Genomic DNA, 15,166 nt, shown 5'->3' on the forward strand with positions numbered 1-15,166 from the left:
TCAGGCCCCGAGCCTCGCGCGAGTCGCCGCCAGCAACTGCGCGACCGACTCGTCCGCCACCTCGGCCACCTCGTCGTACCCGAACCAGCGCACGTCGAGCGACTCGTCACTGATCGCGTGCGCGGCGTCCGGGGGCGCCACGACCGCGTACTGGACGTCGAAGTGGCAGTGGCATGGCGGCGGGATCGGATGCCGGTCCAGGCGCACCGGGCCGCCGGTCAGCAGGGAGAGGCCCGGGACGCCGGACTCCTCCGTCGCCTCACGCAGCGCCGCGTCCGCCAGGGAGGCGTCGCCGGGCTCGCAGTGGCCGCCCATCTGCAGCCACATCCGCAGCTTCCTGTGCAGGGTCAGCAGCACCCGGTCGCCCTCGGGGTCGATCACCAGGGCGCTCGCCGTGATGTGACCCGCGTGGCAGGCCTTCCACAGGCCGTCGGGGTGCTCCGTCAGGTGGTCCAGATAGGCCTGGCGCAGCTCCGTCTGGTCCTCGTACCCCTTCAGTACGAGGACCGCGTCGTCGTACAGGCTCACCCGGCGTCGTCGTCCTTGCTCTCGTCGTCGGCCCCGCCCTCGTCCTTCTTCTTCAGGTCGGGCTTGTCCGCCGCCTCGCCGAGCATCTTGTCCAGCTCGGAGAAATCGATCTGCTCGCGGTGCACGAAGCCGTCCGGGTCGTCCAGGTCGGTCGCCGTGGGCAGCATGTCCGGGTGGTGCCACAGGGCGTCCCGGCCGTCGACACCGCGGGCGTCCGTGAGCGAGGCCCACAGACGGGAGGCGTCCCGCAGACGGCGCGGGCGCAGCTCCAGGCCGATCAGCGTGGCGAACGTCTGCTCGGCAGGACCGCCCGAGGCGCGGCGGCGGCGCAGCGTCTCGCGCAGGGCGTCGGCGGATGCCAGGCGGGGTTTCGCGGCGGCGTGGACCACCGCGTCCACCCAGCCCTCCACGAGCGCCAGAGCCGTCTCCAGGCGGGCCAGGGCGGCCTTCTGCTCGGGCGTGTCCTCCGGCTGGAACATGCCCTGCTGGAGGGCTTCCTGCAGCTGCTCGGGGTTCTGCGGGTCGAACTGGCCGACCACGTCCTCGAGCTTGGCCGTGTCGACCTTGATCCCGCGGGCGTACCCGTCGACCGCGCCGAACAGATGCGAGCGCAGCCACGGCACGTGCGCGAAGAGGCGCTGGTGGGCGGCCTCGCGTAGGGCGAGATACAGCCGCACCTCCTCCTGGGGAACGCTGAGGTCCTTGCCGAACGTCTCGATGTTCACCGGCAGCAGCGCGGCCTTGCCGGCCGGAGCGAGCGGCAGACCGATGTCGGACGAGCCGACGACCTCGCCCGCGAGCACGCCGACCGCCTGACCGATCTGCGTGCCGAACATGGCGCCGCCCATCGAGCGCATCATGCCGATCAGCGGGCCGGCCATGGCCTGCATCTCTTCCGGCAGGACGTCGCCCATGGCGGTGCCGACGCGCTCGGCGACCGGGTCGACGAGCTCCTTCCAGGCGGGCAGGGTCGCCTCGACCCACTCCGCGCGGCTCCAGGCCACCGCGGAGGCGGCGCCGGAGGGCAGCGACGTGGCATCGTCGAGCCACAGGTCGGCCAGGCGGACGGCTTCCTCGACGCCCTTGCGGTCGGCGGGGCCGACGCTGGCGTCCTTGGTGCCGTCAGGGCTGCCTTGGGAGACCGTCTGGCGGGCGATCTGCTTGGCCATGTCCCAGTTCACCGGGCCGCCCTCGTAGGAGAGCATCTGGCCCAGCTGCTGGAACGCGGCGCCCAGGTCGGTGGGGTTCAGCGACCCGAACATGGCTGCGAACGGATTGTCCGCACCGGGGCCGCCGGGGCCACCGGGGCCTTCGCCGAAGCCTCCGGCTCCGGGCAGGCCGCCAAAACCGAACGGGTTGGCCGGTCCCTGACCACCACCGCTCTGCTGGTCCTTCTTCTTGCCCTCGTCGCCGTCGTCCGGCTCCTCCGGCGGAAGGCCGAATCCGAATGGGGTGTCACTCACGGGATTCCTCGGCTGGTAGGGCCGCCGGTTCTTTCCGGCGGCACGGCTGCCCGACAACACCACCCAGCGTAGACACCTGGGGCGGATCGGGCCTCGGTGCTTCGCCGACTGACGGCCTGCGGCAGGATGGATGCCACCTGGTACGCACGCGTCGGACGCGCTCGTACTGAAGACAACCGCTGGAGACGCCCGGTGAGTTCCCCAGATCCGCAGGTTCGCGCAGCGCGAAACCAGTCAACCAGTTCCGCGAGTCCCGCGGCGCGCGGACCCGTCGTAGCGGTGACCGGCGCCGCGTACGGTGTAGGAGCCCTGCTCACGGAGCAGCTCGCCGCATCCGACGAGGTCAAGCAGGTCCTCGCCATCGACGAGCGGCGCGGCGAGTGCACGGCGGCGCAGTGGCACATCCTGGACGTACGGGATCCGGCCATCGCCGACAAGCTGCGCGGGGCCGACGTGGTGGTGCACCTGGCGCTGGATCTCGACCTTGAGACCGACGCAGCCGCCCGAACGGCCTACAACGTACGAGGGACGCAGACCGTCCTGACGGCTGCCGCGGCGGCCGGAGTGCACCGGGTCGTGCTCTGCACCTCGGCGATGGTCTACGGGGCGCTGCCCGACAACGAGCTGCCGCTGTCCGAGGACGCCGAGCTGCGCGCCACGGCGGAGGCGACCGGAGTCGGCGACCTGCTGGAGATCGAACGGCTGGCGCGCCGGGCGCCCCGGGCGCACCCGGGGCTCAATGTCACCGTGGTCCGGCCGGCCGTGCTGGTCGGCGGCACGGACACCGCGCTGACCAGGTACTTCGAGTCTCCCCGGCTCCTCGTCGTCGCCGCGTCGCGGCCCGCGTGGCAGTTCTGCCACGTCGAGGACCTGTGCAGCGCGCTGGAGTACGCCGTCCTGGAGAAGGTCGACGGGGAACTGACCGTCGGGTGCGACGGCTGGCTGGAGCAGGAGGAGGTCGAGGAGCTCAGCGGGATCCGGCGCATGGAGCTGCCGTCGGCGGTGGCCCTGGGGGCGGCGGCGCGCCTGCACCGGATCGGGCTCACGCCGTCCCCGGCCGGGGACCTGGCGTACACGATGTACCCCTGGGTGGTGAGCGGCAGCCGGCTGCACGACGCCGGGTGGCGGCCGCAGCACACCAACGAGGAGGTGCTGGCGGAACTCCTGGAGGAGGTGTCCGGCCGGCACACGGTCGCCGGACGGCGGCTGGGCCGCAAGGACGCCACGGCCGCGGGTGCCGCGGGTGCGACGGTGGCGCTGCTGGGCGCGGCGGCGGTGGTGCGGCGGGCGCGGAAGGCCCGGCGGCGGATCTGAGGGACGGCCATGCAGGGGCCACCCATGCAGGGGCCGAAGCAGGAGGCCGCTGTAGGAGACTCCAAACGCGTACGCGCGCGTGCCGGTCGATAACTCTATTCCGCGCTGTCGGTCGCGTGCGGCACGATGGACACATGGCAACCACGAACGATCACCCCGGTGAGCAGGCCGCGCACGACCCGATCAAGCTGATTGGGATCCGGGACTCGGCCCTCTCCCTGGACGAGGTGTTCCGGGCCGTCGGGGACGACGCCGCCGGCGGCATTGCGCTCTTCGTGGGAACCGTGCGCAACCACGACGGGGGTGCCGACGTCGACGAACTGGGGTATTCGTGCCACCCCAGCGCCGAGGCCGAGATGCGGCGGATCGCCGAGAAGGTCACCGCCGAGTTCCCGGTGCGGGCCTTGGCGGCCGTGCACCGCGTGGGGGACCTCCGGGTCGGGGATCTCGCCGTGGTCGTCGCCGTCTCCTGCCCGCATCGCGGGGAGGCCTTCGAGGCCTGCCGGAAGCTGATCGACGACCTCAAGCACGAGGTGCCCATCTGGAAGCACCAGAAGTTCTCCGACGGAACCAATGAATGGGTCGGCGCGTAGCGCTGTCGTTGAGGGGTGGTGGTCGGGTGACGGGAGGGCGGGTCGGCGCGTAGCGCTGTCGTTGAGGGGTGGTGGTCGGGTGACGGGAGGGCGGGTCGGCGCCTGCTGATCTCGGGGGCCTTCTTCCGGTTGCGTAACCGCACCCCCGGCGTGAGCGTTGTCACTGCGGATCGTTAATCTGCTGATCAGTCAGTTGCGGATGCTCAAAGGGGTTGGAGGTCGGCATGGCGGCGCTCGCCTGGTTGCTGATTCCGCTTGTGGCTGCCATCGGCGCGGGGCTCTGGGGCAGTTGGGCCAACCGGACCCGCAAGGCCCGCAACGACGGCCCGGAGCTCATCGGCTACGCCCGCTTCCGGGAGGCCATGGAGAAGCCCCGGCCCGGTGCCTGACGGGCCAGGAAACAGCAGGTCACAAGCGTGGTGGAGCTCAGGGTCGCCCCGGACGGGCGGCCCTGACGGTGCGCTGACAGGACCGTCCCGTACTGTCGAGTCATGCCACGCCGCACCGCGACGATGCTCGCCTCCACCCTGATGCTGATCGCGCTCCTGTGCGCGGGAGTGTTCATTCCCGTGCCCTACGCGGAGATGTCCCCGGGGCCGACGGTGAACACTCTGGGCGATCACGACGGTGAGCCGGTGCTGCAGATCGCGGACAAGAAGACGTACGCGACCAGTGGCCACCTGAACATGACCACGGTTCGGGTCACGAGCGCCGACTACCGGATGAACCTGGTCGAGGCCGTCTACGGCTGGCTCGCGCACGACAACAAGGTCGTCCCGCACGAGACGCTCTACCCGGACGGCAAGACCGAGGAGCAGTCCACCCAGGAGAACGCCGAGGAGTTCAGCCAGTCCCAGGAGAGCGCCAAGGTCGCCGCCCTGAAGCAGCTGGACGTTCCGGTGAAGTCCTGGGTGATCGTCTCGACGGTCGTCAAGGGGTCCCCGGCGGAGGGCAAGCTGCACGCGGGGGACGTGATCAAGGCCGTCGACGGTACGGCGGTGAAGGAGCCGGCCGACGTCGCGAAGCTCGTCACGAAGCACAAGCCGGGCCAGGAGGTCCGCTTCACGATCGTGCCGGCCAAGGAGCAGGTCGCCGCGGAGAAGGAGAAGCGGACGCCAACCAAGACGCAGGACATCACGATGACCACCACGACGTCCGACGACACCGGTGAGAAGCGGGCCATCGTGGGGATCTCCGCGGGAACCGACCACACGTTCCCGTTCACCATCGACATCAAGCTCGCCGACGTCGGCGGACCGAGCGCCGGGCTGATGTTCGCGCTCGGCATCTACGACAAGCTCACCCCGGGCAGCCTGACCGGTGGCAGGTTCGTGGCCGGCACCGGCACGATCGACGACGCCGGCAAGGTCGGGCCGATCGGCGGCATCGAGATGAAGACCGTGGGCGCGCGGGCCAAGGGCGCGCAGTACTTCCTGACGCCCGCCGACAACTGCGCGGCCGCCGCCAAGGACACCCCCGACGGCCTCACCCTGGTCAAGGTGGGCACCATCAAGGACGCCCTCGGCGCTCTCAAGGACATCCGCAGCGGCGACACCGCGGATCTGCCGAAGTGCGGTAAGTAGGCCGGGACCGAGGCACCAGGGCGTTAGCGGCCCAGCGGCCCAGCGGCCCAGCGGCCCAGCGGCCCAAGGGACCAGGGGCCCGGAAAGCCGGACCCCACAGTCGTCAGGGGCTACTCCTCGAACGTCGCCGCCAGCGCCTCCGCCAGGCCCGGGACCAGGTCGGAACCGGTCAGAACCTCGGTCGGGGAGTCCTTCTCGCGCAGCCGCAGGGCCGACTCGCGCGTGCCGTCGCGCAGGACCGCGACCGTCATGCGGACCTCCTGGCGGTCCGGGTGTTCCGCCACCCACTTCGTGAGCGCGGCCTCGCTCAGGCCCTTGGGAACCTGGGCCTCCGCGGACGGCGGCAGCATCAGACGCTCCACGGCGAGGGCGCAGCCGACCACCGCGTCGGGCCAGGCGATGGTGGCGAGGAACTCGTCGAGCGGCTTGCCCGTTGGAACTTCATCCTGCTCGATCGGGGTGAGGCCGGAATTCTCCGGCGCGTCCCCCAGGCCGAGCCGGTCCGCGAGCGAGGGCTGTTCGGCCCTCAGCCGTGCGGTGTCGACGAGGGCGAAAAGGCGGGCTGGCTGGTCCCAGCCGAGGCCGGAGACGTACTCGTCGATCTCGAGAACGGCCCGGGTGAGCGGGTTGGCAGCCATGGGAGTGTTGGACATGGTCACAATCCTCTCTCGTTCCTGACCGGAATCGGGAACCGAGTAAACGGTGAGTAAGTTGCATAGGTGGGGGCCCACGATCACGGGGGCCACGCACGGTCCGTGAAGACGCGGACCTGACGAATCAACAGCGAACTTCGAGGTGCGCACCTTGGCTTTCCAGATGCCGGACCGCGGCGGAGGCCCTTCGGGGCCGCGGATCAGAGTGGGCCGCCCGTCCCGGCGTGTCCGGACCCTGCTCATGACGCTGGGCGTCCTGGCCGTTCTCGGCATGGCGTTCACCATGTTCGCGGGCTTTTGGACGGACTGGCTCTGGTACCGCTCGGTGAACTACTCCTCGGTCTTCACCACCACCCTGTGGACCAAGATCGGGCTCTTCTTCGTCTTCGGCGTGCTCATGGCCCTCGCCGTCGGCTTCAACATCTGGCTGGCGCACCGGCTGCGGCCGCCGCTGAGCGCCATGTCGATGGAGCAGCAGAACCTCGACCGCTACCGGATGGGCATCGCGCCCTACAAGAAGTGGCTGCTGTTCGGGATCACCGCCCTGGTGGGCCTGATCGCCGGAGCCTCCGCCTCCGGCCAGTGGCGCACATGGCTGATGTGGGTCAACGGCGTGCCCTTCGGCCAGAAGGACCCCCAGTTCAAGCTGGACGTCTCCTTCTACGCCTTCGATCTGCCCTGGTACCGGTTCCTGCTCGGCTTCGGCTTCGCCGCCGCGATCCTGTCCGTGATCGCCGCCGCGCTCACGCACTACCTGTACGGCGGCCTGCGCGTCACCAGCCCCGGCGCCCGCGCCACGGCCGCGGCCACCGGGCACCTGTCGGTGCTCATCGGCATCTTCGTGGCCCTCAAGGCGGTGGCGTACTGGCTCGACCGCTACGGACTCGCGGTGAAGTCCAGCGACTTCAGGGCGACCGACAACTGGACGGGCCTGAGGTACGTCGACGCCAACGCCTACCTGCCGGCGAAGACCATCCTGTTCTGCATCGCCGTCATCTGCGCACTGCTGTTCTTCGCCACCATCTGGCGGCGCACCTGGCAGCTGCCCGTGATCGGCTTCGGCTTGATGGTGCTCTCCGCGATCCTCATCGGCGGTCTCTACCCGGCCATCGTGCAGAAGTTCCAGGTCCAGCCGAACGAGCAGGCGAAGGAAGCGCCGTACGTCGAGAAGAACCTCGAGGCCACGCGCCAGGCGTACGGCATCGACGGCACGAAGGTCACCGACTACTTGGGCACGAGCAAGACCGAGGACAAGTCGACTCTGCGCGACGACGTTCCCTCCACGGCGAGCATCCGGATCATGGACCCGAACATCGTCTCGCCGACGTTCCAGCAGCTCCAGCAGATCAGGAACTACTACGCGTTCCCGGACAACCTGGACGTGGACCGTTACGCCAAGGACGGCAAGGACCAGGACACGGTCATCGGTCTGCGTGAGCTGAACCTCGCGGGCATCCCGAAGAAGAACTGGATCAACAACCACTTCCGTTACACCCACGGATACGGAGTGGTCGCCGCCGAGGGCACCAGCGCCGACGCCCAGGGCCGGCCGAACTTCACGGAGTCCGACCTCCCGTCCGAGGGCGACCTCGGCACGTACGAACAGCGGGTCTACTACGGCGAGAAGACCACCACGTACTCGATCGTCGGCGGTCCCCAGAAGGAGATCGACTACTCCGACGACAACGGTGAGAAGACCACCAGCTACAAGGGCGACAGCGGGGTCAACCTCTCCAACCCGGTCAACCGGGCCGCGTACGCGGTGGCGTTCGGCGAACCGCAGATCCTGTACTCCGGTGCCATCGGCGACGGTTCGCGGATCCTGTACAACCGCACGCCCAAGGAGCGCGTCGAGGCCGTCGCCCCCTGGCTGACCATCGACGGCGACGCCTACCCGGCGGTGGTGAACCACCGGATCCAGTGGATCGTCGACGCGTACACGACGACCAACGGATACCCGTACTCCTCGCGCACGACCCTCGGTGACACGACGGCCGACTCGCTGACCGCCACCAACGACAACCGCGCGGTGGTCGCCCAGCAGAACCAGGTCAACTACATCCGCAACTCGGTGAAGGCGACCGTCGACGCGTACACCGGCGAGGTCAAGCTCTACCAGTGGGACACCAAGGACCCGGTTCTGAAGACCTGGATGAAGGCCTTCCCGAACACGGTGGAGCCCAAGAGCGACATCTCCAAGGACCTGATGGACCACCTGCGCTACCCGCAGGACCTGTTCAAGGTCCAGCGGGAACTGCTCACCCGCTACCACGTGAAGGACGCCACGACGTTCCTCAGTGGCAGCGAGGTGTGGCAGGTGCCGGACGACCCGACGAACCGGTCGGGCAGTGCGGTGCCGCCGTACTACCTGAGCATGAAGATGCCCGACCAGAAGGCGCAGGCCTTCTCGCTGACGACGACCCTCACGCCCAACGGCCGGGACAACCTCAGTGCGTTCATGGCGGTCGACGCGGAGGCGGGCACCAGTGACTACGGCAAGATCAGAATCCTGAAACTGCCGACGAACACCACGGTCAACGGACCCAAGCAGGTCCAGAGCCAGTTCAACTCGCAAGAGGACATCGCCGAGTCCATCAGGCTCCTGAGAGGCGGCGACTCCGAGGTCGAGTACGGCAACCTGCTGACGGTGCCGCTCGACGGCGGACTGCTGTACGTGGAGCCGGTCTACGTACGCGGTGGCGGACTGAAGTACCCGCTGCTGCGCAAGGTGCTGGTCACCTACGGAGGCCAGACCGCCTTCGAGAACACCCTCGACGAGGCCCTCAACAAGGTCTTCGGAGCGGACGGCCCGACCACCGAGCCACCGGACGAGGGCGACACGACGCCACCGCCGACGTCCGACAACCCGACGGTCCAACAGGCCCTGGAGGACGCCCAGAAGGCGTTCGACGCGGGCCAGGAGGCCCTGAAGAAGAACGACTGGGAGGCGTACGGCAAGGCTCAGAACGACCTCGAGGACGCCCTGCGGCGGGCCGAGGACGCGCAGTCCGAGGCGAGCCGCACGGGCGGCGCCGGGGGCGGCGAGAGCAAGCCCGGCGACAAGGCGAGCGGCAGCCCCAGCCCGAAGCCGAGCAGCTAGGGCCCTGGCCTGGTCAGATGCCCACCCCGCGCCGTGATACGGTTGTGAACACAACGGCGCGGGGTGGAGCAGCTCGGTAGCTCGCTGGGCTCATAACCCAGAGGTCGCAGGTTCAAATCCTGTCCCCGCTACTGAAATCGCAATGTCCGAGTGACAGAGCGACACTGAAGGCCCGGATTCCACACAGGAATCCGGGCCTTCGTGATGTGTGAACGCATGTGCTGGCGCAGGCTGTGGCCGCGCCGCCGGGGGGAGTTGGCCGATCTGTGTTTGACTTGTCTCTCTGTGGGCATGTCGACAAAACGCTGAAGTGACCTCACTGGCTGCGGTATACGAGGTGTACCCAGGTTGCAGGTGGTGCGACGATGGACGTTATGGGGGACAAGGCAACTCTGTTCGAGACAGGGCGTTTTGTGCAGCCTTCCAGCCGGGAGGACACCGAGACCCCGGACGAGACCGGGGAGATCGCCGACGAGGCGGCCGAGGAGCTGCGTCAGCGGCTGGCCGCCGAGGCCGGCGATGTCGAAGCGATGAGTGTCCTCGGGGCCATGCTGCTGCGCCGTGGCGATCTCGACGGTGCCGAGCCTCATCTGCGTGCCGCCACCGCCGCGGGCGACCGGGCGGCGGCCAACAACCTGGGAGTCCTCCTTCACCAGCGGGGGTACGCCGACGAGGCCGCCGGATGGTGGCGGATCGCCGCCGTCGCCGGATCCACGGCGGCCGCGCACGCCCTCGGCCGGCACCACCGCGAGCGCGGTGACGAGCCTGCCGCCGAGTACTGGCTGCGCCAGTCCGCCGAGCAGGGGCACACGCTGGGCGCCTACGCGCTCGCCGACCTGCTGGAGCACCGCGGGGACGCCGCGGCCGAGCAGTGGATGCGGGTCGCGGCCGAGCGCGGTCACCGGGAGGCGGCGTACCGGCTGGCGCGGACGCTGGACCGCAGGACGACGCGGGAAGCCGACGATGACAACGGTGTCCAGGCGTCCGAGGAGGCCGAGCAGTGGTACCGCCAGGCCGCCGCGCGCGGTCACCGGCGGGCCGCGCTGCACCTCGGGACGATCCTGGAGCGGCGCGGCGAGCTCAAGGAGGCCGGGCGCTGGTACCTGACGTCCGCCAAGGACGGCGAGGCGCGGGCCGCCTGCGCGCTCGGCTTCCTGCTGCGCGACGCGGGCGACACCGAGAACGCCGCCGTGTGGTGGCTGCGGGCCGCTCAGGACGGCGACGGCAACGCGGCGAACGCGCTGGGCGCGCTGCACGCCGAGCGGGGCGAGACCCAGACCGCCGAGCGGTGGTACCGCGCCGCGATGGACGCGGGCGACGTGAACGGCGCGTACAACCTCGGTCTGCTCTGCGCCGAGCAGGGGCGCACCCCGCAGGCCGAGCAGTGGTACCGGCGCGCGGCCTACGCCGGGCACCGGGAGGCCGCCAACGCGCTGGCGATCCTGCTGCTGCGGGGCGGCGACGAGACGGGCGCGGAGCCGTGGTTCTCCAAGGCCGCGGAGGCCGGGAGCGTGGACGCCGCCTTCAACCTCGGCATCCTGCACGCCGGGCGGGGCGAGGAGCAGGCCGCGCTGCGCTGGTACGAGCGGGCCGCTGCCGCCGGACACACCGAGGCGGCGCTCCAGGTCGGCATGGCGAGGCTGCGGGACGGCGACGAGCAGGAGGCCGAGCGGCATCTGCGGTGTGCGGCCGGGGGCGGGAGCGCCGAGGCCGCGTACCGGCTGGCGACCGTGCTCGACGCACGGCGGCCGCCGGAGCCCGCGCACGAGCTCGGGGAGCCGGTGCACCGGCGGAGCGAGTGCGAGGAGTGGTACGAGCGGGCGGCCTCCCAGGGGCATCGGCGGGCGCAGGTGCGGGTCGGCATGCTGGCGGCGGCCCGGGGCGACGTCGTCGAGGCGGCTCGCTGGTACCGGGAGGCGGCCGAGGCCGGGTCCCGCAACGGCGCGTTCAATCTCGGGCTGCTGCTGGCCCGGGAGGGGAGCGAGCCCGAGGCTGCGGTCTGGTGGACGCGCGCCGCCGACGCGGGGCACGGGCGGGCGGCGTTGCGGCTGGCCCTGGTCTACGCGCGTCGGGGTGAGCTGGCGGAGGGCCAGCGGTGGGCCGACCGGGCCGTGTCGCTGGGGCCGGCGTCCGTCACCGAGCGGGCGGAGCGGCTGAGGGACGCGCTGCGGCAGGAGCTGTCCGCGTGAGGTGGTGGGGCGTGTTGTGGGTGGGGCCGGGGTGCAGCCGGGCAATGGATTTGCATCCGCCCTCCGCGGTGACGTAACGTTGCATTCAACGACGCGGGGTGGAGCAGCTCGGTAGCTCGCTGGGCTCATAACCCAGAGGTCGCAGGTTCAAATCCTGTCCCCGCTACTGAAGGCCGAGGGCCGGAATCCGAAAGGGTTCCGGCCCTCGGTGTTTTGCGGCGGCGTCATGCAGCATGGCAGCAGAGAGCCCCGGCACCCATCAGTGCCGGGGCTCTCGCGCGTTCGTGGGGGGCTAGGCGGCCGCGCAGTTCGGGCAGACGCCGCGGTAGGTCACCTCGACGTCCGAGACCGTGAAGCCGAAGCGCTCGGTGTCGGGGAGGTCCGCCAGTGGGTTGCCGACCGGGTGGACGTCCCGGATCGCGCCGCACTGGGCGCAGACCAGGTGGTGGTGCGGCTGGTGGGCGTTCGGGTCGTACCGCTTGGCGCGCTGGTCGGTGGAGACCTCCAGCACCTCGCCGAGGGTCACGAGCTCACCCAGCGTGTTGTACACGGTCGCCCGGGAGATCTCGGGCAGCTTGGCGACGGCCCGGGCATGGACCTCGTCGGCCGTCAGATGGACGTGTTCGCCGTCGAGGACCTCGGCCACGACGCGCCGCTGCGCGGTCATTCGCCATCCGCGTCCGCGCAGGCGTTCCAGAAGGTCACTCATGGCCACCAGCCTAACAGCTAAGGGGACCAGGTCCCGAACAGGTGTGAGTTTAGAGTTCCACTCGTCTTAGAGTCTCACTTGCTTTAGACATTGTCTATTGTAGGATCGAGAACGGCTTTGGCCGGTGGACAGGACTGGTCAGGAACGGTGCAGGAGGCGCACGTGACGCAGGGACCGCTTACGACGGAGGCCGGGGCTCCGGTCGCCGACAACCAGAACAGCGAGACCGCCGGCGTCGGCGGCCCGGTGCTCGTCCAGGACCAGCTGCTGCTGGAGAAGCTGGCCCATTTCAACCGTGAGCGCATCCCGGAGCGTGTCGTCCACGCCCGCGGCGCGGGTGCGTACGGCACCTTCACGGTGACCGCCGACGTCACCCCGTACACGCAGGCCGCCTTCCTCTCCGGGATCGGCAAGCAGACCGAGGTCTTCCTGCGCTTCTCGACGGTGGCGGGCAATTTGGGGGCGGCGGACGCGGTCCGCGACCCGCGTGGCTTCGCGCTGAAGTTCTACACCGAGGAGGGCAACTACGACCTCGTCGGCAACAACACCCCGGTGTTCTTCATCAAGGACGCCGTCAAGTTCCCGGACTTCATCCACACCCAGAAGCGCGACCCCTACACGGGCTCCACGGAGGCGGACAACGTCTGGGACTTCTGGAGCCTGTCGCCCGAGTCCACGCACCAGGTGACCTGGCTGTTCGGTGACCGCGGTATCCCCGCCTCGTACCGCCACATGGACGGCTTCGGCTCGCACACCTTCCAGTGGAGCAACGAGGCCGGCGAGGCCTTCTGGGTGAAGTACCACTTCAAGACGGACCAGGGGATCAAGAACCTGACGGCCGAGGCGGCGGCCCGGCTCGCCGGCGAGGACCCCGACTCCCACCAGCGTGACCTTCGCCGGTCCATCGAGCGCGGTGAGTACCCGACCTGGACCGTCGGCGTGCAGATCATGCCGGTGGCCGAGGCGGCGACCTACCGCTTCAACCCGTTCGACCTGACGAAGGTCTGGCCGCACGCGGACTACCCGGTCGTCGAGATCGGCAGGCTGGAGCTCAATCGCAACCCGGAGAACGTCTTCGCCGAGGTCGAGCAGTCGATCTTCAGCCCCGCCCACTTCGTGCCGGGCATCGGCCCCTCCCCGGACAAGATGCTTCAGGGCCGTCTCTTCGCCTACGGCGACGCCCACCGATACCGGGTCGGCATCAACGCCGACCACCTGCCGGTGAACCGGCCGCACGCCACCGTGGCGCGCACCAACTCCCGGGACGGGTACCTCTACGACGGCCGGCACGCGGGTGCGAAGAACTACGAGCCGAACAGCTTCGGCGGCCCGTCCCAGACGGACCGTCCGCTGTGGTCCGCCACGGCCGTGAGCGGCGCGACGGGCAACCACCCCGCTCCGGTGCACGCCGAGGACGACGACTTCGTGCAGGCGGGCGATCTCTACCGTCTGATGAGCGAGGACGAGAAGGAGCGCCTGGTCGCCAACCTGGCCGGCTTCATCGCCAAGGTCTCGCGCGACGACATCGTCGAGCGGGCGATCGACAACTTCCGTCGGGCCGACGGAGACTACGGCAAGCGGCTGGAGGTCGCGGTCCAGGCCCTGCGCGGCTGAACTCCGGCGCTGGATCGCTTGCGGTGGCGGACGGGCCGGGCCCTCTTCGGGGGTCCGGCCCGTCCGCGTGGTTACGCCGGAACCCGCTGTGGTGCCGGTGCCCAGCAGCGGATGATGTCGCGGACCGAGACGATGCCGGCGGGTTCGCCGCCGTCCAGCACGATGAGGTGCCGGAAGCCGCCGTGCGCCATGGCGGCCGCCGCCTCCTCCAGGGTCCAGGCCGGCGCGGCGAACACGACGTCGTTGGTGGTGTGGGCGTGGGTGCGTTCCGCGTCCGGGTCCTGGCCGAGGCCCACGGAGTTGAGGATGTCGCGTTCGGTGAGGATGCCGATGCCGGCGTCGGGGTCGTGGACGACGGCCGCCCCGACCTTGCGCGCGGACATCAGCGCCGCGGCCTGGCGCAGGGTGTGGGTCGGGCCGATGGTGAGGACGACAGTGGTCATGGCGTCACGGACGAGCATGGATGCAGCCACCTCCTGGGAGTCTCCCCACCGTTCGTTCAGGATTTCACAAATTCACAAGTGGGGGGACTCTCAGGGTGGCAGGCAAAGGGAGGGTCAACAAGGGGGCGCTCGGTAACAACGGGGGGCTCAGTAGCGCTGATTGAGATACCCGAGCAACTCGTCGTGCAGCAGGCCGTTCGACGCGGCCGCGTTGCCGCTGTGGGGGCCCGGGCGGGCGTCGAGGCCGGTGAAGGTGCCGCCCGCCTCGGTGACGACGATGGCGGTGGCGGCCATGTCCCACAGGGACAGTTCCGGCTCGGCGCACATGTCGACGGCGCCTTCCGCGACCATCATGTACGGCCAGAAGTCGCCGTACGCGCGTGTGCGCCATACCTCGCGGGTCAGGTCCAGGAAGCCGTCCAGGCGGCCCTGCTCCTCCCAGCCGCTCAGCGAGGAGTACGAGAAGGAGGCGTCGGAGAGTTTGGAGACGCGGGAGACCTGCAACCGGGAGGCCTTGGTGAGGCTGCGGCCGGAGAACGCGCCATGGCCCTTCGCGGCCCACCAGCGACGGTTGAGGGCGGGGGCGGACACGACGCCGACGACGGGCTGGAAGCCGCCCTCGCCGGCCTCCATCAGCGAGATGAGCGTGGCCCAGACGGGAACGCCGCGCACGTAGTTCTTGGTGCCGTCGATCGGGTCGATCACCCAGCGGCGAGGGCCGGTGCCCTCGACGCCGTACTCCTCGCCGAGGATCGCGTCTCTGGGGCGGGCGCGCCCGAGGTGGCCGCGGATGAGTTCCTCCGCGGCCTTGTCCGCCTCGCTCACCGGAGTCATGTCCGGTTTGGTCTCGACCTTGAGGTCGAGGGCCTTGAACCGGTCCATCGTCGCGGCGTCGGCGGCGTCGGCGAGGACGTGGGCGAGACGCAGGTCGTCGAGGTAGTCGGGCATGCAACGAACCTATCTGCCGAGGTGGCGGT

The 15,166-nt window shown here is 70.0% G+C and carries 13 protein-coding genes and 2 tRNA genes; 9 read left to right on the plus strand and 6 right to left on the minus strand.

Annotated elements, in window-relative coordinates:
- Positions 1-528 (minus strand): NUDIX hydrolase, encoded by a 528-nt coding sequence (locus tag QOL88_RS26120; RefSeq protein WP_097220196.1) that lies wholly within the window; start codon positions 526-528, stop codon positions 1-3.
- Positions 525-1,991: a zinc-dependent metalloprotease gene (locus QOL88_RS26125; protein WP_097220198.1), complete on the minus strand. Its 1,467-nt coding sequence runs from the start codon at positions 1,989-1,991 to the stop codon at positions 525-527. Before QOL88_RS26125 ends, QOL88_RS26120 begins: the two co-directional genes overlap by 4 nt.
- Before the next feature lie 192 nt (positions 1,992-2,183).
- Here QOL88_RS26125 and QOL88_RS26130 point away from each other — a divergent pair, with 192 nt between their 5' ends.
- The 4 genes from QOL88_RS26130 to QOL88_RS26145 all read left to right on the plus strand — a co-directional run bounded on the left by QOL88_RS26130 (position 2,184) and on the right by QOL88_RS26145 (position 5,481).
- Positions 2,184-3,305 carry an SDR family oxidoreductase gene (locus tag QOL88_RS26130; RefSeq protein ID WP_097220200.1) on the plus strand — a complete coding sequence of 374 codons (1,122 nt, stop codon included), beginning with the start codon at positions 2,184-2,186 and terminating at the stop codon, positions 3,303-3,305.
- A 134-nt stretch (positions 3,306-3,439) separates the two neighbouring features.
- A complete protein-coding gene (locus QOL88_RS26135) occupies positions 3,440-3,898 on the plus strand; it encodes a molybdenum cofactor biosynthesis protein MoaE (RefSeq protein ID WP_097220203.1) in 459 nt (152 codons plus the stop codon).
- A gap of 257 nt (positions 3,899-4,155) precedes the next feature.
- Positions 4,156-4,287: a hypothetical protein gene (locus tag QOL88_RS26140; RefSeq protein WP_257028112.1), complete on the plus strand. Its 132-nt coding sequence runs from the start codon at positions 4,156-4,158 to the stop codon at positions 4,285-4,287.
- Between the two features lie 102 nt (positions 4,288-4,389).
- Complete coding sequence (locus QOL88_RS26145; protein ID WP_097220205.1) at positions 4,390-5,481, plus strand: YlbL family protein; 1,092 nt, start codon at positions 4,390-4,392, stop codon at positions 5,479-5,481.
- A 110-nt stretch (positions 5,482-5,591) separates the two neighbouring features.
- On the opposite strand, the gene QOL88_RS26150 is transcribed toward QOL88_RS26145, so the two are convergent.
- Entirely contained in the window at positions 5,592-6,134 is a 543-nt protein-coding gene (locus QOL88_RS26150; protein ID WP_179878963.1) for a PPA1309 family protein, read from the minus strand.
- A 163-nt stretch (positions 6,135-6,297) separates the two neighbouring features.
- Here QOL88_RS26150 and QOL88_RS26155 point away from each other — a divergent pair, with 163 nt between their 5' ends.
- From QOL88_RS26155 to QOL88_RS26170, 4 genes are all read left to right on the plus strand, one after another.
- Positions 6,298-9,234 carry a UPF0182 family membrane protein gene (locus tag QOL88_RS26155; protein ID WP_097223190.1) on the plus strand — a complete coding sequence of 979 codons (2,937 nt, stop codon included), beginning with the start codon at positions 6,298-6,300 and terminating at the stop codon, positions 9,232-9,234.
- 57 nt (positions 9,235-9,291) lie between these two features.
- Positions 9,292-9,365: transfer RNA gene (locus QOL88_RS26160), tRNA-Met, on the plus strand.
- 234 nt (positions 9,366-9,599) lie between these two features.
- Positions 9,600-11,423, plus strand: coding sequence for a tetratricopeptide repeat protein (locus QOL88_RS26165; RefSeq protein ID WP_179878964.1), 1,824 nt, complete (start codon positions 9,600-9,602; stop codon positions 11,421-11,423).
- A gap of 92 nt (positions 11,424-11,515) precedes the next feature.
- Positions 11,516-11,589 (plus strand) — tRNA-Met (locus QOL88_RS26170).
- A gap of 126 nt (positions 11,590-11,715) precedes the next feature.
- On the opposite strand, the gene QOL88_RS26175 is transcribed toward QOL88_RS26170, so the two are convergent.
- Entirely contained in the window at positions 11,716-12,132 is a 417-nt protein-coding gene (locus tag QOL88_RS26175) for a Fur family transcriptional regulator (RefSeq protein WP_031110441.1), read from the minus strand.
- Between the two features lie 162 nt (positions 12,133-12,294).
- On the opposite strand from QOL88_RS26175, the gene QOL88_RS26180 reads away from it, so the two are divergent.
- Positions 12,295-13,746, plus strand: coding sequence for a catalase (locus QOL88_RS26180; protein WP_097223191.1), 1,452 nt, complete (start codon positions 12,295-12,297; stop codon positions 13,744-13,746).
- Between the two features lie 71 nt (positions 13,747-13,817).
- Here the strand turns inward: QOL88_RS26180 and QOL88_RS26185 are convergent, their stop codons facing one another.
- Both QOL88_RS26185 and hisN read right to left on the minus strand, forming a co-directional pair.
- Complete coding sequence (locus tag QOL88_RS26185) at positions 13,818-14,207, minus strand: CBS domain-containing protein (protein ID WP_097220213.1); 390 nt, start codon at positions 14,205-14,207, stop codon at positions 13,818-13,820.
- A gap of 129 nt (positions 14,208-14,336) precedes the next feature.
- A complete protein-coding gene (gene hisN / locus QOL88_RS26190; RefSeq protein WP_097220217.1) occupies positions 14,337-15,137 on the minus strand; it encodes a histidinol-phosphatase in 801 nt (266 codons plus the stop codon).
- Positions 15,138-15,166: the final 29 nt, after the last annotated feature.

The sequence above is a fragment of the Streptomyces sp. Ag82_O1-12 genome, from assembly GCF_900182715.1.
GTDB lineage: Bacteria > Actinomycetota > Actinomycetes > Streptomycetales > Streptomycetaceae > Streptomyces > Streptomyces massasporeus.

Coding starts and splice junctions, on each gene's coding strand:
- QOL88_RS26135 (WP_097220203.1), top strand. CDS start 3,440: ATGGCAACCACGAACGATCACCCCGGTGAGCAGGCCGCGCACGACCCG.
- QOL88_RS26145 (WP_097220205.1), top strand. CDS start 4,390: ATGCCACGCCGCACCGCGACGATGCTCGCCTCCACCCTGATGCTGATC.
- QOL88_RS26150 (WP_179878963.1), bottom strand. CDS start 6,134: ATGTCCAACACTCCCATGGCTGCCAACCCGCTCACCCGGGCCGTTCTC.
- QOL88_RS26155 (WP_097223190.1), top strand. CDS start 6,298: ATGCCGGACCGCGGCGGAGGCCCTTCGGGGCCGCGGATCAGAGTGGGC.
- QOL88_RS26165 (WP_179878964.1), top strand. CDS start 9,600: ATGGACGTTATGGGGGACAAGGCAACTCTGTTCGAGACAGGGCGTTTT.
- QOL88_RS26175 (WP_031110441.1), bottom strand. CDS start 12,132: ATGAGTGACCTTCTGGAACGCCTGCGCGGACGCGGATGGCGAATGACC.
- QOL88_RS26185 (WP_097220213.1), bottom strand. CDS start 14,207: ATGCTCGTCCGTGACGCCATGACCACTGTCGTCCTCACCATCGGCCCG.
- hisN (WP_097220217.1), bottom strand. CDS start 15,137: ATGCCCGACTACCTCGACGACCTGCGTCTCGCCCACGTCCTCGCCGAC.